Raw genomic sequence first — 21,058 nt, 5'->3', positions numbered from 1 at the left:
GTGATAGTAGCTCTGTATTGCCCCTTTAATAGCCCGATTTTCAGGAGAAGAATTATGAACGCCACAGTTAGCCTAAATGCAGCAGTCCCCGAAACACTTCACGACTCTTTGAAGAATTATTTAGAAACCCATCCAGATTGGGATCAAGACCGAGTAATGACTGCTGCTCTGTCTTTGTTTCTGCTTCAAAATGGAGATAGCGATCGCCGTGCAGCTAGAGTTTATTTAGAAACCTTATTTCATCATTATTCTTAAAATAGAAAGCCGCTTGCTGGTGCAAAGCCTACGAGCGGTTAATGCCGAGTGCCTTGGTTGAGGTGCAGAGCAATATCTAAAATTGGTTAGAGTATGCACGGTAGTAGGTAGTATAAGAATTGATGTACGTTCTTTATTACTCGCTGCGTACCAATAAGGAAGCGATTGTCGTTCCTTATTACTCGTTTTCTTCTAAAATGAGAGCGTTAATTAACACGCATTGGTTATTAGCAATAACAAAAAACCCGGTTTTTCCAAAAAAACCGGGTTTATAGATAAATAGAATTTTCAAATAAAAATTAATATCCTGCTTAGAGAGGATTTAATTATTTATATTACTCTTCAAACAAAAAAATGTTAGGCTTCATCAGTTAAAAAATTTAGTAATTAAATAAATATTTCACCATCGTTTAAACTACGTAGAGAATGTCAGGGCATTCTGACATAAAAATCAAAACCTTTTTAAAATTTGAAGCAACGGCATTCATAAAAGAATCTACAGTACCCGTCTATTATAAAGTTTAAATAAGCCCGCTTCGGAGCGCCATAAACTGAGAATGGATGAAAGGAGGTTTAACCTCCCGTTGCACTAAACTTTCTCAGGTTGCGGGGCTGGAGCCGGACATTCAAATTTATAACCAACGCCGCGTACTGTCTGAATTAAAGCAGGCTGGGCAGCATCAGCTTCAATCTTTTTGCGAATTTGACCTATATGTACGTCTACAACTCTTTGGTCGCCGACATACTCATAATCCCATACCTCTTGGATAAGTTCGGCACGTCGCCAAACTCGGCCGGGATGACTGGCAAGGAAATGTAATAAATCAAATTCCAAAGCAGTCAAAGGAACTGGTAGATTATTGAGCGAAACTTCTCTTCGGACAGGATCTATCATCAATTTTTCAAAAACCAAACGTTTTTGTTCCGCTGTGGTAACAACGCGCTGACGGCGCAGAATGGCTGCGACTCTGACTTCTAACTCTCCTAAACCGAAGGGTTTAGTTAAGTAGTCGTCAGCACCTTTGGAAAAGCCACGAATTTTATCGGCTTCGTCCGCACGACTAGTCAGCATTAAAACAAAAACACCGTTACGACTCTGCATTTCTTGGCAAAGGTTGAATCCAATTACGTCTGGTAAATTAACGTCTAAAATTACCAAATCTGGATTAAATTGCTCGAATAGAGCTAAAGCGGTTTTGCCATCTTCGGCAGCTTCCACTTGATAGCTTTGTTTCATCAAGAAGCGTTGGATTAAATTCCTAACGGCAGGATCGTCGTCAACTACAAGAATCTTGGCGGTGGGAGCCATGACCATCACTTTGCAAAAAAATTCATAGGATTTACAAGCGGATTGCGTTTTTAAGCGCGGATATCCGCGTTTGGGCAAAAATAATCTACAATGCTAAAGCTCTCATAATCCGTTTTCCCATTCGACTTACGTTTTGTAATGCCTTGGAATCACGGTAAGCGGAGAACATAAATTTTATCTTTTATGCAACCCTGAGTATAAAGCAGCAATGCTCTTATAAGGCAGGTGAGAATATCTAACAATTATAGATATTTCAACATCCAACTCTATAACTTGAAGATTAAACTAGAAAATGAGTTAATTCAAGATATAAATAACCGTTACGCTATCAATTTTAAATCTATATGCGGTTAAACGGCACGAAAAAAAGTTCATAGGTTAATTAACAAATTTTCCTCCGGAGAAATATCGCTGCTTTAAATAAAACACAAAGTTTAATTTTTTCATAAAAGATGTCTACTTTTTGTGTTTTTAACTCAAATTCTAGAGTAAAGCTCTAATTGCTCAACGGCATGAGGGGATACACGGAGTTATTGCGATATTATAAAGTTAAAAAAGAGTGTAAATTACTTGGGCACTCAGTCTGAGTATGTTTCAAGATCGCTACCTAGTAATACGATAAAAATTGAAAAGAACTATGAAACCGTATTCTTCAGGGGTAAACTATTCCCGATATCCATGAGATAGGCAGCGAACCCGAAAGCAACGCTGATTATAAACCAATTAATCTATGTAGCATTTGGCATATTGCAAAAAAGCCTAACCACTATTTTTACGGAAACCGTAACCTATTTTTTTAAAGAAATTAGCCATCGCCTTCAAAGTTTGCATTTTGCCGCAAGCCCACTTATTTCTAATTGGAGGTCAGCACGACAATCGGGCAATTTTAATTGCTGTAAAATGGTATAATAAGTTAGTTAACCACCTTGCTAACTTGCCCAAATTTTGTCCGCAATCCACGGTTGAAAGTACCAAGATATAATCGCTCGACAAAGTATGCCGTTTCCGTTTCTATATAGGGTTTTGTCCCCAGATCGAAGCCGCAGACTGCCCCGTTGCTTACAAATGTTGATTCAAGTCACCGTGAGTGCCCTAAGCTCGTCTGTCAATGTAGCCTGCGCCGGTGTATTTCCCGAATCCCAATCGTAAGTTATCGTGGTTCTTGTAAAAGCAAGAATTGTTTAGCAGATTATTGCTGTTTTATGCATATAAAACCGGGAGACAAGCTATACCGCGAGCTTCCCTCTAGCCTAAATTTCTTGAATTAAATTTGGGAGAGTGGCTCGATTCGACAATATTGGTTTCTACCAAAATAAATCATAAAATAGTTTTTATTAAACAACGCCTTTCTCCGACTTTGCTATCAGTAATTAACTCCCATGAGCGACCAAAATCCCTACGAAAAACTTGGGGTATCAGAAGACGCTAGCTTTGAAGAAATTCAAGATACACGCGATCGCCTAGTAGAACAACAAAGTGGCGATAGTCAGCGTCTTGAAATGATTGAAGCGGCTTATGATGCTGTATTGATGGACCGCTTGCGGATGCGTCAAGAAGGGAAAATCAAAGTACCCGAACGCATTCGCTTTCCCGAGCGCAGAGAGCAGGTAGCTCCCGACGTAAGTCCCGTTCCGAAACAGCAATCACCCGCATGGCTGCAACGTATAGTAGATAAACCCAGTACCCTTGACGTAGTTATACCTGGAGTTTGGTATTTAGGTTTAAGTGCCAACAGTTTGTTTTACAGAACTGAAAACGACTCGATTTTACAGTTAATGTTAGTACTTGGAGTTGGAGTCAGTATTTATTTCCTGAATCGTAAAGAAAGTAGATTCGGTAGAGCAGCTTTATTAACTTTAATTGGTTTAATAATTGGTTTAATTGTTGGAGGACTTATTGCTAGTGCCCTTGCACAACAATTACAATCAGCCGATCTTACAACGAATCAGTTTGCCACTGTAGTCACTTTTGTATTATTATGGCTGGTTTGCAGCTTTCTTAAATAGGTAAAGGTTGGGAAATAGGGAATCTATTTAATAAGTAGTTATGATTTTAACGTAACAATTAATTCCCTTAAACCCATTTTTTTATGTCTAGTTTTAATACTTTTTAATTACTCATAACTTTTAAGTATAAAATTAACCGCTTCAGTTAAATTTTTAACAAAAATATCTGGAGTATAGGCTTCAAGTTGAGCGCGATCGCGAATGCCACATTCCACCGCAATTGACTTTACACCATGTTTTTTTGCAGCAGTTATATCCGCTTCAGTATCCCCAACCATCCAAGTATCTTCTGAGGGGGGTAGTTCTTTTAATGCACGTTCCATAAGTAGCGGTTTATCCTTTATATCGCGGGTTTTTACGTAATCATTACTAAGGCAATACCGGCGATTTTCAGGAAAAAACTGGTATAAATCAAATTTGTTTAAAGCATACTCTAATTCTCGCACTCGCCGCATAGTCATTACTGCTAAATCAATTCGGGCTTGTTTAGCTTTTAATAAAGCATCTACAGCGCCGGTTGCTAAAATATCATGTTCAAAAAAAGGCTGTGTATGTACGGTTTGTTTTCGTTGTGCCGCAAAGTTTTCTGCTTGTGCTTCTTCTAAACCACACATAATACCTATTTGTTTTTCTGGAATACGCGAACGCTTTAATTCCCAAAATTCTTCTTTAGAAAGTGTTCGTACTTGCTGATTTTGACAGCTATTTTTTTCTAAACACAATAGATAAACCTGATAATAACGTTCGGAAACATCGCTGATAGGCCCATCAAAATCTGTAATAATTCTTATCATTCCCGTTCAATTGTAAAGTTTATTTACAGATTATCGCAAGAATTGCTATCTTCCAATTGTGAATATTTAATAAGCCAATCGATTATGGATTTTAACAACGGATGCTTTTGTGTAAGGATTGCTTTTATCCCGTGCTTAGATTAGAGCGCATTCAGATTAATTCAATGATAAATGTTTCAACTTGATAATTAAACTAGAAACGGTTTAAATCGCCATCCCTCCAGCTTAGAAAGAGGGAAGGGATTAGCTTTTAATTTTTAACCTTTAACCTGTAAACTTCCCCGTTTAATTTGTTCAAGTTCCATTGCTTCAAATAAAGCGCGAAAATTGCCTTCTCCGAAACCTTGAGCGCATTCCCGACGCTCGATAAACTCAAAGAAAAAAGTTGGTTGAGGGAAAATAGGCTGGGTAAAAATTTGTAAAAGTAAAGCATTCGGAAAATCTTCTTTCCAATCTACCAAAATTTCTTGTTCGGCAATATAGTTGAGTTCATTTGGTAAAAGAGGTAAATTTGTTCGCTCTTTCAAGCGGGAATAGTAATTTTTAGAGATGGGGAGAAAAGAAACTCCACGGCTGCGAAATTGAGCGATACTGCGAATAATATCGCTGGTTTGTAAAGCTATATGCTGAATACCTGCTCCTCGATTAGCGTTAAGAAACTCTTGAATTTGGGAATTGGGAGTTGCAGGTTCGTTAATTGGTAATTGCACGCTACCATCGGGAGAAACCATTACTTGGCTGTGCAAAGCAGAATATTCGGTTTGAATATTAAATTTCTGCTGCCCGCGAAAACCGAGAATATCCTCGTACCAAGCAACAGCAGCTTTTAGATCCCCCACGGGAACATTCAAGACGATATGATCTATTGCTTGGATGGAATTTGTCGAAGAATAATTTTCAACAACATCTGATGTTAATTGTTTTTCCAATAAAGTATGTGTAAGCCCTCCCCAGGCAACAACAGATGCCTGCTTAATATAATTTTTATCTTCTTGATATTCCACGGTGGGCTGTGTTACCTTTGTTCCCGATCGCTCTGCTAGGGCAATAATCGCGGATAAATTCTCTACCTCAAACGCGATATCTACAACTCCCGGTGGATGTTGACGTAGATATTTTGTCACTGGGCTGATAGATGATATTGGTGAAGACAGCACAAAGCAAACCAAGCCGCTTTTGACTACTTCGGTGGAGGTATGAGAAGCTGTATCTCCCCTACCGGGAAAACTACTCTTAAGAGCATCATCATCTAATTTATGAAAACCAAGATGATGTACAAACCAATCACACCAAGTTTTAGCATCTTCAACATAGAAGTGAACGTAAGCAATTCTCATTTTGATTGAAGAAAAAGGCACTATTCTGCTTGTCTGTGTGTTAATTCTGCCTTTTTTGCTAGAATTTCAAGTCACTCCTAAGCAGGAAATCGCTATTTTTGAGCAAAATTTCTTTTAAAGCATGGGAGAAAGGGGAGATGCAAAGACAAGGGGACAAGGATAATTTTAGCCTTTAACCTTAATTACTCCTAACTCCTAACTGGTTACTGGTTAATGGTTACTGGTTACTGTTCACTGATAACTGCTACTTGCCATATATTACCTGTTTTCTTTAGCTCAAAAGAATTGCAAGACTGTAAAAAATTGACTAAATTACCGCTCATGTTTAATTATTTGAGTATCTTGGTAATTGCTTTACCGTATTTTTTATCAAATGTTTCGCCAATAGTATAGATGGGAATATAGTTATCTGAAGTTTTACCAATTCAATGAGTAATAATTTTGATTAGTGCTTGTTTTAACTCAGATTTGTTCTCAAATGTCAATAGCCGCCACAGTATTATCTGTTTCTTGCTGAGTCGGCTTTTTGAACAAAGTTATGTATATTTCTGGATGTTCGGGTATTTGATGAATTACAAATAATGGTTTATTAACAAAAATATTTGGCTCTTCAACACTTAGTATGCTAAAAAATTTAGTCTCCGAAATTATACCAAATGCCCAAGTTGTTGCAGATAGATTTCATGTAATGACACAAGTCAATAAAGAATTAGATAAGACAAGAAAACGAGAGAAAAGAAAGATAGAAGATTCTATTAAAAAAGAAAAATCACAACCAAATAAAGATAAGTATGAAAAAATTTTAGATGGATTAAGGAAAAGTAAATATGCTCTATTAAAAAATGAATTTGACTTAAACGAAGAACAGATAAAGAAGCTCGCTCAAGTTAAAGAAGTATCTCCTACTCTGAAAATAATGCATGATTTAAAAGAGAAAATACGAATTATTTTTGATGAAACAGATGATTGGTTATCAGGACTATTTGAACTTGGTTTATGGCTATCAAAAGCAAAAAAAGATTTTCCAGTAAGCCAAAAAACAATTATTCGTTGGATTGATGATTGGACTTTGGACAAATCTTTCTTTAGTCTAATAATTCTGTTTGTACTTTGTTCGTTTTCCAAATTAATCGTGAAGTTTTGAGTAGGGTAGCCTTCCTTGCTCAAATTAATGACAACATCTTCTTTACTTGGGATTCTAGCTTTGGCATACCCATTATCATTACTCCATATTGTTTCCGGTGTACCAAAAGTATTGATTTGAACTTTCACACTGCCTAAGCTTTCTCCTTTCTCTGTTTGAAAAAAAAGCTCTACCGTTTTCAGTTGATTTGCACAGGTTTCAGATTTAAATCCTACAACGCATCTCACTTCAGGCACCGAGATAGATACAATGATTCCGATTATCGCAATAGAGGTTCCAATACCAAACTTACTTTTTGTATTAGACATAAAAAAACTACTAAGTAGGTGGGTGTAAATAAACGTGATTATATTTTGTCATTGCGACGAGGCATTCGGTTGCATTCAGCGGAGCTGCGGTTCATCGCAAGGGTTTCAATCTTTTTTACATTTCGTTACATAGTTATATTTATTGGTGCCAACCTACTTAAGTGTTGAAAAGCCGCCTTTTTTTAAACAGGTGCGATCAAAATTACATTTATAAAATCGACACAGTTTACAAGTTATTAAATGAGGATTTCAAACTCTAGCCAAGTCAAATCGTGAATAAGTAAGAAGTTATTAAACTAACAACAAGCGCAAGCTATACAGGTACAATCTCAGTGCGGATAACCAGATCGTCGAAGTCATTATCACCACCATTCGATAAATCTTCAAAATTCAAGGTGTTGTTTCTTAACGAACGAATATGCTCGGTTTTATCGGAGTTGGCTTGAGCAAACGAGAAATAAACTTGGTTGAAATCTCCCTCAAAACTATCAATATCTCCATCAGCGATGAGGAAGGGAGCATAGAGATATCCTCCTGAGAGGGTATCTTGAATAGTTATGGAACTCTGACTATCTACGCTTAGTTCTAGTTCGGGTTCGCGAAGCTGGATCGCTAATTGGGCATAAGCTTGGCCATCACTTGGTTTGAATTGATTCCCGGTAACAGGATCTGTAATAGTTCCTTCTCCGTCTTCAATTTTGTAAAAACCGACGGTATTGTCATACAATGCTTCTCTATCTACAGTGAAGTTAATTGTTACCTCTCCAGTAAGAGATTTTAAATCGAGTAGATTCTCATCAACAATATTTGGCGCATCCAGTATTGCCGTACTTGGGGCTTCATTTTGGGTAATAATTGGCGAATTTTCTACAATATCATCGTTTTCGATCACGGCTACTTTGCTATATTCTGCTTTGTTATTTGCTTCTTTTGCTGAAGATAGCCCGAATATATTCAGAGTAAATTCTTCGTTTGGCTCAACCTCACTATCCCCATTCACTTCAACGTCAATTTTGGCGCTGGTTTCACCAACTGGAATTGTAATTTGTCCGGATGCTTGATTATAATCAGAACCTGAAATCGCTGTTCCATCAACAGTTTGGTATAAAAACCGAATCTCCTCGGTGGCAGGTGAAGATAAGTCAACGGTAAATTGAGCGATGCTGGTTCCGAAATTACCTTCTTTAATGAAAACATCTTCAATATTTACAACGGGAAGCTCTCCACCAGTCAATGGATCGATGCTGCTAGCGAGTTTGGTTATATTACCAATTTCTGGTTTCTCAGATGTTGCTGGAGCTTCCACAACAGAATTATCAACCAAATTTTCTTCGTCTCTGTTTAAGACTTCCTCAGTAGGAGTATCTGATGAGTTCTCTTCTACAGCTGCTAAGGGAGGAGCAGATGTGATTTCAATATCACTATCTCCATCCTTTTTAGAAGCAGCAACTTGAGGGTTATTTACAACCAAACCATCTGTACTAGCAACAAATTTAGTAGCTAGTTGTGATGCTTCGGGGACTAAATCAGGTCGATCTGAATCTATAATCCTCAAATTTATGATATTCGCAGCACCAAAACCGTAAGTTTGAACGTCAGCTACTGCTTTAAGAGCTTTTGCGGAATCGTTAAAACTTCCTCCTGTAGTTGAATACCCATCAGAGAAAAAATAGGCTATGTTCTTTGCTCCAGAGGGTGCGGTAGAGAAATATTGAGTTGCTGTTTCAAGTGCTGCATTGAAATTGGTAAAACCATTACTAGATAAGCCTTCAATTGTTGCGATCGCCTCGGTGGCATTTACTGGTGTTTCAAGGTATGCATTACTCCCAAAAGGGATGATTGCGAATTTACTGACATCTGCAATTCCGCTATCAATTAAGGATTGAGTTAAATCTATATAGGCTTGTTTAGCTTGTTGAAGTGTATCTGTTCCTACACTATCGGATGTATCGATAAGGTAAGCAAAGTTGTATTGAATGTTTTCGTCCATTTCCTAAACCTCTTTTTAGATTTGTATTAAAGATATTTCTTGAGATAGATGCAGCTAATATGATGATGACTGTGTTATCCTACATTTAATATTTTCTATTTTCTGAAAAACGTTGTTCCCCCCTTACTTAGATTTTAAATTTTGACCACAAAATATATACTTCTTAACATTTGAAGACGTTGCGTTGCAGATGTTCCCTGCTCGGAAAAAATGTCCGGATTTTTAGCAGCCTTTATAGAGCAATAGTTTTGAGAATTTACTTTTCTAATTCATTTTTTTGTTGATATTATTCGGGTAGCAAAAATTAAGGAATCCGTATTCGGTTTCCATTAACAGCAAACTGCTAGCCGATGTTCTGATAAATACTGTGATGCAAAAATAACCTACTACTCTGCATTAGGACATATGCCTGAAGTAAAAGGTTTTAATTGCAGTTTAATTCATCTAAGTTATTGTATGCTTCAATAGAGCAATACAGTTTGTTTGATACATCCTCCGGAAATGTTCTGAAAACGCCGATGATAAAGCTTTTCAAATAGGGCGTACTAGAAGTAGAGCATGGAATTTTACTTTTTTGGTAGAAATAATTAAATTTTAATTTTTCTATTATCACGCTTATCTATCTTCTGGTCAGAAATGAATCTAACTTTCCGGAAATAGCACAGGAGGGGAACACATACTTGGTAAACTCACTAATACAAGATAAACTAAAAAAATACAAAGTCAATAAAAAAACATAGATTTTTTATTTATTTACAGAAAGTTTATTATTTTCTTACAATATATAATAAAATTTCATCCTGCTGCAATACACAGGATGAAATCTTTATATAAACGTTAAACTAATCTTAAACTGAGCGATTTATCTGACAAACTTGACGCTTTCCACTGTTTTAGTAAATTTATCGGTAAATATACTCAGAATAGTTCTGTCTCGTGTTTTGATGTTCGCTGTAATGGACATACCAGATTGTAAAGGTAATTTTTCTCCGTTTGCGTTTAAAGTTTGTCGATTCAGTTCCACTTTAGCCGGGAAACGGTAGTAGGGATAAATTTCATCCGGGGGTAAGGCATCTTCACCAACAGATACAAGAATTCCTTTTATATCGCCGAATTCGCTGAAGTTATAGCTTTCAATCCTGACATCAACGGGCATACCTTTTCTCACAAACCCGATATCTTTGTTAGTTATAAATACTTCAGCCATCAAAGATTGTTCCGGTACGACTTTTAACACGGGTTCGGTAGTATTAGCCACATAACCAGGATTACCGGCTTTTAAGTCAAATACTGTTCCATCTACTGGAGCTCGAACAACTTGGTACTTTCTAGTTAATTTTGCTTGCTTGATTTGACCGTCTAATTCGGCAATCCGCTTTTCATTTTCGACTATCGATTTATTAATTTGGCTATCGATTTCAGCAATGCGTTTTTCGTTGTCTGCAATTTGAGTCAAGGTATCTTTTGTCGAAGTTGACAAAGCATTTTGTAATTGCTGACCTGTTTGAATCATAGCTAATCTGAGACGCTGTATTTCGGAACCGAGTTGAGCAACTTCGCTCTTGCGGTTGTTAACTTCCTGCTCTTGTTGCAAGTACTGCAAGCGAGGAATTGCACCTTCTGTATTCAAACTTTCTAAACTGTTAAGGATTCTTTGGTTTATAGCTAACACGTTTCGGGAGTTATCAAGTCTTTCTTTCGTTTGAGCTAATTGCTGCTCTAGCTGATCTCTTTCTAATTTAATTTGAGCCGCTTGGCTTCTTAATTCTGTTTGACTCGAAAATAAACGCAGTTGCTCTTCCCCAGTCAGATTTGCACCTTGGCTCTTTCCGCTCAGCAGCACTCTAAAAAATTGGTTTTCATTTAATAATGCATTACGGCTTTGAGCCAATCTTGCCATTTCTGGAGGAACTTGAATCGAAGCTGGTTGTGATGGAGAACCCGCATTACTAAACAAGCTGCGATAAAACTGATTTTCCATCATTAAAGCTTTGCGAACTGTATTTGCAGAAGTCAGTTCCGCTTCAGCACCAGCATGATCCAGTTGTAACAGCACGTCTCCTGCTTTTACTCGCTGTCCATCTTTCACAAAAACCTTTTCCACCAGACCATTAACGGGAACCTGCACTTCCCTAACCGCTCCTTGAGGTTCTAATTTTCCTTGAGCGGGGATAGCCTGGTCAATTTTGTTAAAAGCTGCCCAACTAATCGTAAATACAGTTACGCCCAAAATACTCCACAACGCTGCTCGCGAGAATACTGGCGATCGCCGTAAAATTACAGCTTGCTCAAATTCGGGAACCTGGGATCTACCATTTTTCTGCTGAATGGAATCTTGGGGAGTTTTCTCGAATTTAGGGAGTATTGATTGCGGAGAGGTCTTACCGTTAAGATTACCGTTGAGTTGAGTCATGGGAATTTAGGATTTAGGAGTTGGGAGTTAGGAGTTGGGAGTTAGGAGTTGGGAGTTAGGAGTTAGGAATTGGGAGTTGGGAATTGAGAGTTATAAATTAAACATGCAGACCTTTGACCTTTGACCTATGCCCAACGCCCTAGACCCGATTCCCGATTTTATTAAATTTGTGCTTCTTGTTGCTGATACAGACAGTAGTAGCGCCCTTTGAGTGACATTAGTTCTTGATGGGTTCCTTGTTCTACTACATAACCTTTATCTAACATCAAAATTATATCGGCATTACGGATTGTACTTAAACGGTGTGTAATAAAGAAAACTGTTCGTCCTTTGAAGGCTTCTGCTAAGTTTAAGCATACCTGACGTTCGGACTCATAGTCGAGAGCGCTGGTAGCTTCATCAAGAATTAACAAACGCGGATTTTGTAAGATTGTACGGGCAATTGCGACTCTCTGCCGCTGTCCGCCGGATAAAGCGCTACCTCGTTCGCCTACCCTACTATTGTAACCATTCGGCAGTTCCATGATAAATTCATGCGCTACTGCAATTTTAGCAGCTTCGATAATCTCCTCTGGGGTGGCATCAGGAAAGTTTAAAGCAATATTTTCCTGTACCGAACCTTCAAAAAGTAGTGTATCTTGTGGCACAATCCCTATCTGCTGTCTGAGGGAGTAAAGTTCTACTTTGTTAATGTCGTAACCGTCAATGAGAATGCGCCCGGATTCTAAAGGATAAAGGCGCGGTACCAGTTTCATCAGCGTACTTTTACCGGAACCACTTTGTCCGACGACACCGACAAATACACCAGGTGGAAATTCTAAACTAATGTTATTTAACTGCATCGGGCCGGTGGGTTTGAAGCGGAAGGAAACGTCATCAAATTTAACAGCCCCTTCAATCATCGGCATGGGAATGTTACCTTTGTCTTCTTCGGTGGCTTCTTGGGGTGAGTCGATAATGTCGCTCAAGCGTTCCAAGGATAAAGCGGTTTCTTGGAAGTTTTGCCATAACTGGGTAAGACGTAACAAGGGAGAAGTAACGTAACCGGAGATAATACGAAAGGCGATTAACTGTCCCAAAGTTAGTTTGTTGTCTAATACCAAATAAGCTCCCACCCACAGCACGAGTAAGCCGGAAAGCTTGTTAAGAAAACCACTGGTAGAACCAGCAGCAGTAGAAGTTTGTACGTTTTTGAAACCAGCACTTACATAACGAGCATAACGTTCTTGCCATTGCCAGCGCGATCGCAATTCAATATTTTGGGCTTTAACTGTCTGGATACCGGATAAAATTTCTACTAAGTGGGATTGTGCTTCGGCGTTACGTTCTGCTTTAAACCGTAGCTGTCGCCGCACAATGGGAGAAACTACAAAGGTAAGAATGGCAAATAGCGGCAATGTCCCCAGGGCTACGAGAGCCAATAGCCAGCTATAAATAAACATTACCACGATATAGATCACGGAGAAAACCGCATCTAAAACCACTGTTAAAGCGGTTCCCGTTAAAAAGCTGCGAATTTTTTCTAATTCGTTCACCCTTGTGGAAAGTTCACCTACGGGTCGCTTTTCAAAGTAACGTAATGGTAAACGTAACAAATGGTCGATAATTTCCGAACCTAAAGCTAAGTCAATCCGGTTGGTGGTATCGACAAACAAATAAGTACGAATAGTACCAATAATTGCTTCAAATACTGCAATTACCAGTAGAAATACACCCAGAACTTGCAGCGTATCCGGACTGTTTTGGTTAATTACTTTATCGATAATTACCTGAGTTACAAGCGGGTTAGCCAAACCGAACAACTGGTAAAAGAAGGAGGCAATAAATACTTCTACAAGTACGCCTTTATACTTATTTAAAGATGGTACAAACCAACTTAACCCGAATTTTTGCTGCGGGGTTTCTGAGGTGGCTTGCAGCAGCAATATGGGGATGGCATCTTGTTGTTCTTCGGTTTGAGGTTGCGACTGAAGCAGCACCTGGGCTACATCTGAGGTGTTCTGACGCAGGATACCCGATTCCGGTACGCCAAGTACTATGGTTTTTTTGGTAATTTCGTAAAGTACGGCAAAACTATCTTGCCATTGCACTATTGCAGGAGCTTCAATCCTTCCTAACGCACTAGAAGGTACGCCGACAAGCTGGGGTCTTAAACCTACTAATTGAGCTACAGCACCGCACTGCTGCAACGACAGCGAACCCGTGCGCTTTTTTTGATTTATCAATACTTTACGAATAACTTCCTTGCGGAAGGGCATATTTAGATGCTTGCTCAACATCTGGAAACAAGCCAGAATTGCATTGACTTCGCCACTACCGCGCACGTGGGGATATTTAATCGCAGCAGCAGCATCTTGCTTGTTATAATGACCTTCCGCTTCAGGTGGTTCGTTAGGTGCGTAGGGAATATCATCGTATCCTGAAGACTCTCCGGCTGGAATTACTTCACTGATGTGGGCTTGCTGCACTTCTTCGGTAGTATCTTGCAGCGTGTCTTCTGATAGCGAAAAGACATTTGCTTTTACTCCCAACAAACGAACCCTACTTCCTAAGCGTAAAGATTCATCTTCATCAAAACGATTGCCGATTAATTCCGGAGAAACCGTTCCTCCACTCACCAACCAAACATAATCGGGATTTAACTGGTTTGCAGTATCGCGATTTGTTAAATTAACAATTTGCGTCTCATCAAAAATCTTCAGGGTTAATTCTTTGCAATTGGCACACTCGGATGCTTGTAAAATTAACTGATTATTAGCATGGGTACTTAGCTGCTTCGATAGCAATTCAAATACTTCAACTATTCCCACACGATTGTAAAAATATGTGCCAAAGCTTTTTTCTTGATCTAATAAAGCTAAAAAATCCGCAGCATTAAAGTTAATACAAATAACTTCCGTTGAAGCGATAGCAGTAGAGCCAGGTACTCCCCGCACTGTTTCGAGCCAACCCATAACTTCTCCGGGTTGCATTCTTTCTAAAGTTACGGGTATTTGGGTTTGGGGTTCGTAACCCAATAAGCGCACTTGTCCGGAAAAAAGGACGGATATTTGAGCGGGCATTTTTTCCCGCGCCAAAATCACCTGCCCCATGCGGTAGCGGAACAGCTGTGCTTTTTCTAAAAGCTTTGCCAATGCCGTCGGTGGCAGCTGGTTAAAAGGGGCAATGTCCGCTAAAAATTCTTGGATGTTAGTTGTTGTATAAGTCATTTGAATTTTGGATTTTAACAACGGATGCTTTTCTTTTGGAGCCAAGGATTTTGGATTTATCCCGTAAATACACCTTTATGTTTGAGAATTTTGGATTTTGGATTTTGAGGCTGACTCACGGCATAATGCACTCTAAAAGGAATTACATATTTTTTGATTTTTCTTTACTGGGCTAACTGCTAGCTTTAAAATATTGAAATTTCAATCCAAAATCCGTCTTGGAAAGTTTGGCGGGACAAAAATCTAAAATCTAAAATAAAATTAATCCGTTTTAGAATCACCTTTATCCGCCGATAACTGACTATTGTTGATAACAGAAGATATTTCTCCAGAGAGCCAGGTTTCAAATTGCTCGTTTAATAGTCGCTTGTGGGTGGCTGCATCTAGCTGAGCGGGCAGAAATTGTTCCAAGCGGACAATTAAAATCCAATCTCCTAAGCGAGTTGGGGGTAATGCTTGCCCCGGTTGAGACTTAAGCAACATTTTCGCTAAAACCGGATGGGGAACACCCAACTCTACCGGGCCAATTAAACCACCCGTCTGCGCTTCTGGCCCCTTGGAATACTCGCGAGCAAGTTCTGCAAAAGGCTGCTCATCTTCTTGTACCCGAAAATATAATTCTTGGGCAACGGCAATATCATTAACCCGAATTAGCGAATAAATTACTTTATCTAACTTTTCCTTGCGCTGAAGAAAATATGATTCTACTTTCGATCCCCAAGTATCTTGTTTGAATTTTTCTAGTTTAAGAGTGCGAGTCACCAAATAATCTAGTTGTTCGCGCTCCAAACCACGGGATTTTAGCCAAGCTTGTAATTGCTGCTCATCTCCTAGCTGCTGCTGCTGATAAAATTGTTTATACGCTTCTTGAACTTCTTCTTCTGCCAGCGAGATAGAAGCAGTTGCATCATCAATGACTATTTCTCTAAGCAACTGAGGCAGCATTCCGTACTGCTTAAGCAGCGGAAGAATTTCATCAACATTAATTGCGCGATCGCCAATTTGTAAAAGTGCGGTCATAATATCAGTATCATTCGGGTTGCCGCTGTCATAAATTGTTTCAATCAAAGTATATCTATAAAGTTATTAACGGGTTGTGAATATGTTAATAAAGAATAAAAGACAACAAGGAGGTTAATTTTACTAGTTACTGCTGAATGTTATTAATACCTAGATTTAGTCACATATGCTATTCGGGTAATTACTGAAAATCATAGTAGTTAAAAACTCATGCATTTGCCAAGGGTAGAGTCAATACATACGTAAGTTTTTTTACAGTTTTTACACATTTTTTTTATTTGCAACAAGCTATTTAATAGTTTAACCGTTGTCAAAAATTGATATCCGGTTTTTTATACAATACTTTCTAAGAGCGGGTTATTAAACCCGCCCATACAAACGATTAAACAATCAATCAAAATTATTGAAACCGTAAAATTATCCTTGACAGAATGGTCTTCATAGTATAAACCCAGCATTAGGTAAATCGAGATGCATCTTCTTGTATATTCTGTAAGTAGCGATTAAATACATAGAGGCATCAGTGTTTACTTGGATATAGGAGGAGTAATAGTTAGGTTATTAAGAGGGTTGTTATTAGAATTTAGTGAAAATAATTCGCCAAAATTTAGCTCGCAGCCTGTAAGGCTAGTACTCCACCACATTAATTTTGCGGGGTAAAGGAAGGTTCGCTCGTAGTAGCGCGGTGACTCGTATCCGGATTTCAGATGCGAGTCACCGTGCTACTACAAACCTATGATGTTTTGCCCAAAAATTTATTTTTAGACGGTAAATTCCATACCGACATCACCATAAAATTCATCGCGTAAAGGATTATATTCTTGGAAGGCTTGTAAACCAGTTTCATAGAGTTGGGTGTCGTTAATCAAACCGCTGGTTTCTGCAAAACGGTCATCTGTAGAAGCATCTGCACCACCTGCAAAGTCGTTGGTAACTTCGTGGTCGTCAATGGTGGCTAAAATAGAAGTAGATGACCGTAAATCTGCCCAGGTATTTTTGCCAAAGCGACTAGAATATACTTCGTTATGTTTAGCGCGATACTCTTCAATAGTTTCTGCTTGCTGTTTAGGAGTACCATCTGCGTTCAAAACTGCGGGAGAAGCATCATCAGCGTAGATAGTGTCTCCGTGTTCGACAAAAAATGCTAAATCCCGTTCATCAGCGTTGCTAATAACTGGATAAGGAGCCAATTCACCGCGCCAATCTCCGGAAACTCCAAAGCGCAAACCGTTTCTAGTACCGGCTGCTGCTGGGGTTTCAAATTCACCCGATGCGCGATCGCCTGCTGCATCGGTAACGCGGTAGTAATATTCGGTTCCTGCTGTTAAACCTTCAATTTCAACTTTGACGGGAAGGTTTATATTCTCGACGTTTGCGGTAACTGTACCGATAACGGAATTGAAATTAGCATCGGTAGAATATTCAAAGCTAACTTCACCGGGAAATGTACTCCGCGCCCATAAAACAGTAGAATTTTGAGTGGTATCACCGCTGGCAATTCCGTTTACTAAGGATTGTGGCTGAGGATTGCGGGGATTATAGCTGTTCGTGTCTAGATTTAATATCTCTAGATTTTCTAAAGGTACAAATTTAAAGTTAGTGCTGGCATTTTCTAATTCTTCTTCGTCTTCTACCACAAATTGGGGGTCGTTTGCTCCGTCTTGTACTACTAATAAACCGTTGGGGAATTCCGAACCCAAAGGTACATTAATAATATCTAAACCATCGCTTTCGTTTACTTGGTCGATTCCATTATTATCGCCGACAACGAAGCTACCCAAATATTCATTTGTACCTTCACGACTGAAGACAGCATAGGAAGAATCACCTTGACTATTCGCGATTAAATAACCAGTTCCGTCAGCACCGTAATATATTGATAAACCTTCGATATCGGGTTCTAGATAATCAGCATCTAAAGGTTGAACTACCGTGAAATCACTACTACCATCAGGTTCCGCAGAGAATTTAACAATACCAACTTCATCTTCTAATGCTACGTAAAGGAAACCCAATTCTTGGTCAACAACTAAACCTTCTGACTGAGAATCTTCTGCATCACCTGTGGGTATTGGTAATTCCAAAGTACGAACAACTTCAGCTTCTATCAATTGTTCGTCAGCGGGACCTAATTTAGAAGTTAACTCGATTTGAGCAACTTTATTACCATCTGCTTGAGTAACAAATACATAAGATTTCCCAGAAACGGGACTGGTATAAGTTGCTAAACCGTAAGCAGTTGCTTCACCATCATCTACACCAAAGATTGAAAATTCTTCATCGTCTAATTGTGGTGTAGATAATTTATCGAGTTGACCGTTTTCTGAAATACTAAAAATAGCGAGGGTGTCATTTTCCCTATCGGAAACAACTGCCAAATCAACTTTCGATTCCGCACCAATTAACATTGATGCAAGAGAAAAATTGTAGATCAGATCGACATTGTTAAAACGGCGACCGCCAAATTCTTTTGGTTCGAGGTTTTCCCCAAATAAAGGTTGTTCCCCAAAATTTGGTGCTGAAATTACCTGCTGAATTTCTCCTTGTAAATTAAAAGTGGCTAAACCACCATCTTTCAAAGTTCCAATCACAATACTTTCACCAGAATTATTCGGATTTACCCAAATTGCTGGATCGTCGGAATCTCCAGCTAAAACACCTTCTGGTGCTTCCTCATCATCAATAGTGTAAGGAGTTTCTACAGTAGGAAGTACCGCTGGAGTAGTTTTGAAATCTAAAGCCAAAGCGATAAATTGAGTTTTTTGAGTATCGCTAAAATTATTATCGCTAACAACAATCAAACTTTGACTCCCATCTGCTAATTGTGGCCCCAAAGCCAAACCTTCCAAATTATCGGGAGCAATTCCCAAATCTGCAAAGTCCACCAATAAACGTTTATCTACCGCTGGATCGATTTCAAAAGCTTGATTTTCGGCTTCATTAAATAAATCATTTTGACTGCTAACATCCAACGCACCTTGAGTTTGCACTTCATAAAGCTTAACGGTATTACCCTTACCAGCAGTAAAGGAACGCTCCAAAGCTAACAAGGTACCGTTATTGTCAGTCGCTAATAATTCAACTAAACCGTTAGTACGAAAATCTTCGTCAGAATCGGGAGCAACTGGCACTTCCCCAACTTCGTAAACAAACTCTCCTACGGGTTGTTCGGTTGTCAGATCGTATTTTATAATTCGCGATAAGCTTTCTTGTTCTACATCTGCTGCTGCTCCATCTTGAAACAAAGCATTTTCAGTCGCAGTATATAGATAACGTTGATTGGGAGTAATTGTTAAACTTTCAAAAGCTAGATTATTACGAATTCCGCTGGTTTGATCTTGGGTAAGTAGGAATTTTGCAGGAATTGGTAATTCACTAAGTTGTTTGCCTTGCAAAGAAAACTGATTGACGAAGGGATTAATTAATTGATTCGCATCCCCTTCCGAAGCAATAAATAAAGTATTATTCTTGGTGAGAGCAATTCCTTCTGGGTCAAGACTTGATTGAGGGAAAGGTTGACCATTTTCATCTAAAAGAGTAGTAACGCTATCAAAACTAATATCCCCATCATCCAAAGAACCATCACTCAAATCAATGGATATATCGTAGAAACGAGCAGGATTGATTTGACTGCGATCGTCAGATAATCCGTAATAGATACCTCTATTTGCATCGTAAGCTAAACCAGAAATTCCCCCGACTTGTGTTTCATCTAGCTGTAAACCAGTGGGGAAAGTCACTTCACCCAAAAATTCTACACCCGTAACAGTTTTCCGGTCAACATTAGCCTCTTGTACATCAACATAAACCAATCTGTGATCGGAACTGGGGAAAGGAAAATTTCCCACTAAAGGAAATTGGGGGTCCTCAGTTTCTGGCCAAAATACCCCAGCTTGATTAATATCTAAATTATTGGAAGGTAAAACATAATCTGCCCGTAAATTACCAGGAGTATCATCTGCAAAATCAGCAGTATCAAATGCGGGATTACCTGTATGTGTAGCGTTCGCTCCTCCTTGACGATTTGCGGCATCTACCCCACCTTGACTCGACGGAGTTACAGCAGTGTTTATTTGCGAATTATCTAATAGTTGCAAAATTGCGTTATCTGTGCTGTCACCATCAAATGGGTCGGCATTTTGGTCTCCCATAATGACAAACTTGGCGTTATTATCTAACCCACCTGTATTACCACTATCGTCGTAAATATAATCCCCTTCACCAGGAGTTACATAATCAGCCCAAAAGCGGATTTCATCATGATTGCGTTTACCGTTTCGATCTTCTGCACCGTCAAAAACTGGTGGGGTGGGGTGAGAAGCTAAAACGTGAATAATTTCACCATTTACATTAATTGGAACATCCCAATGACTTTTAGAAGAAAGACGTAAAACATCTATTTCTTCTTGAGAGTAGAAACCACCTAGATTTTCGTTGACAAGAGTAGCGACATCATCCACGGTAGGGTCATTACTCAAAAAGCCATTCGGCATATCTTTCCATAAGAAATCCTGGAAAGTACGAACTTCATCTTCTACGATGGGATACTTGGATAATACTACCATGCCAAATTGTCCGGGAAAAAACCCGAAACCAAAAGCATCATCACCACCACCGACAGTACCATCGTTGTTTAAATCAAACCCAGAGGCAATTCCTGTATTAGAAGGTGCTAAGTAAACGTAGGGATACTCTACAGCATCAACACCATTTTGGCTAATTTCTAAATAATTCTGTTTGAAATTGGCGATCGCAGTTCCGTTTTCGTCATAATCAAACTCGTTCAATAACAACACATCAGGATTTGTCCGCTGAATAATTTCGGCTACCGCTTTCGCTTGTTGGTTATCGGGAGTAGATAAATCGGTAATTAATTCACCTGCATTGTTGCGATTTAAGGAAGCGTTGAAGGTTGCGAAACGCACCTGATTTTGGCTCAAATTATCAGCCATTGTTAATGTTTATCCTTTAACTAATTTAATTCGGGATTTGAGTATTTTTTGTAGAAAAAAGAAATTATTTATTCTGTGAAAATACTCACTTCAAATGTTTCATCTGGAGGTTAAGTCAAGGATAAATTTGGGTTAAATAACTATTTACAGTAGATTCGATGTTTATGATGTACAGTAAGCGATTCAAATTTAAAGACTTAAAAACTACCCTTGAAATTGGTGTACCTCACTTAGCTCAAAAGCGCTGTATGAAATATTAGCAACCTTAATTTAGCTGATTTGCGCCATTTTTGTTTAAAACGAACCGCTTCATCAAAAGCA

11 protein-coding genes are annotated in these 21,058 nt (G+C 38.8%); 3 read left to right on the top strand and 8 right to left on the bottom strand.

Translation table 11 applies throughout. The features are described 5' to 3' along the window. Window positions 1-54: 54 nt before the first annotated feature. Window positions 55-255: a DUF2811 domain-containing protein gene (locus ACM03V_RS14525; protein ID WP_414621499.1), complete on the top strand. Its 201-nt coding sequence runs from the start codon at window positions 55-57 to the stop codon at window positions 253-255. 589 nt (window positions 256-844) lie between these two features. Here ACM03V_RS14525 and ACM03V_RS14520 read toward each other — a convergent pair. Then, window positions 845-1,564 carry a response regulator transcription factor gene (locus ACM03V_RS14520; protein WP_414621498.1) on the bottom strand — a complete coding sequence of 240 codons (720 nt, stop codon included), beginning with the start codon at window positions 1,562-1,564 and terminating at the stop codon, window positions 845-847. Window positions 1,565-2,943: 1,379 nt separating this feature from the next. On the opposite strand from ACM03V_RS14520, the gene ACM03V_RS14515 reads away from it, so the two are divergent. Next, the gene (locus ACM03V_RS14515) at window positions 2,944-3,570 is read left to right on the top strand and encodes a CPP1-like family protein (RefSeq protein WP_414621497.1); all 627 of its coding nucleotides are present in this window, start codon (window positions 2,944-2,946) and stop codon (window positions 3,568-3,570) included. 107 nt (window positions 3,571-3,677) lie between these two features. Here ACM03V_RS14515 and ACM03V_RS14510 read toward each other — a convergent pair whose 3' ends face one another. Both ACM03V_RS14510 and hppD read right to left on the bottom strand, forming a co-directional pair. Continuing rightward, window positions 3,678-4,364, bottom strand: coding sequence for an HAD family hydrolase (locus ACM03V_RS14510; protein WP_414621496.1), 687 nt, complete (start codon window positions 4,362-4,364; stop codon window positions 3,678-3,680). A gap of 257 nt (window positions 4,365-4,621) precedes the next feature. Then, window positions 4,622-5,701, bottom strand: coding sequence for a 4-hydroxyphenylpyruvate dioxygenase (hppD, locus tag ACM03V_RS14505; protein WP_414621518.1), 1,080 nt, complete (start codon window positions 5,699-5,701; stop codon window positions 4,622-4,624). 622 nt (window positions 5,702-6,323) lie between these two features. On the opposite strand from hppD, the gene ACM03V_RS14500 reads away from it, so the two are divergent. Further along, on the top strand, window positions 6,324-6,845 hold the full coding sequence (locus ACM03V_RS14500) for an ISL3 family transposase (protein WP_414621495.1): 522 nt from the start codon (window positions 6,324-6,326) through the stop codon (window positions 6,843-6,845). Window positions 6,846-7,466: 621 nt separating this feature from the next. On the opposite strand, the gene ACM03V_RS14495 is transcribed toward ACM03V_RS14500, so the two are convergent. The 5 genes from ACM03V_RS14495 to ACM03V_RS14475 form a co-directional block, all read right to left on the bottom strand. Next, window positions 7,467-9,143: a Calx-beta domain-containing protein gene (locus ACM03V_RS14495; protein ID WP_414621494.1), complete on the bottom strand. Its 1,677-nt coding sequence runs from the start codon at window positions 9,141-9,143 to the stop codon at window positions 7,467-7,469. 862 nt (window positions 9,144-10,005) lie between these two features. Then, entirely contained in the window at window positions 10,006-11,556 is a 1,551-nt protein-coding gene (locus tag ACM03V_RS14490) for an HlyD family type I secretion periplasmic adaptor subunit (protein WP_414621493.1), read from the bottom strand. Between the two features lie 161 nt (window positions 11,557-11,717). Continuing rightward, the gene (locus tag ACM03V_RS14485) at window positions 11,718-14,765 is read right to left on the bottom strand and encodes a peptidase domain-containing ABC transporter (protein ID WP_414621492.1); all 3,048 of its coding nucleotides are present in this window, start codon (window positions 14,763-14,765) and stop codon (window positions 11,718-11,720) included. A gap of 261 nt (window positions 14,766-15,026) precedes the next feature. Then, entirely contained in the window at window positions 15,027-15,785 is a 759-nt protein-coding gene (locus ACM03V_RS14480; protein WP_414621517.1) for a peptidylprolyl isomerase, read from the bottom strand. 761 nt (window positions 15,786-16,546) lie between these two features. After that, window positions 16,547-20,737: a phytase gene (locus tag ACM03V_RS14475; RefSeq protein WP_414621491.1), complete on the bottom strand. Its 4,191-nt coding sequence runs from the start codon at window positions 20,735-20,737 to the stop codon at window positions 16,547-16,549. Between the last annotated feature and the right edge of the window lie 321 nt (window positions 20,738-21,058).

Source organism: Calothrix sp. CCY 0018 (assembly GCF_963920925.1).
GTDB lineage: Bacteria > Cyanobacteriota > Cyanobacteriia > Cyanobacteriales > Nostocaceae > Rivularia.
The sequence above is the reverse complement of the archived record's forward strand: the minus strand, read 5'-3'. Positions and strand labels throughout refer to the sequence as shown.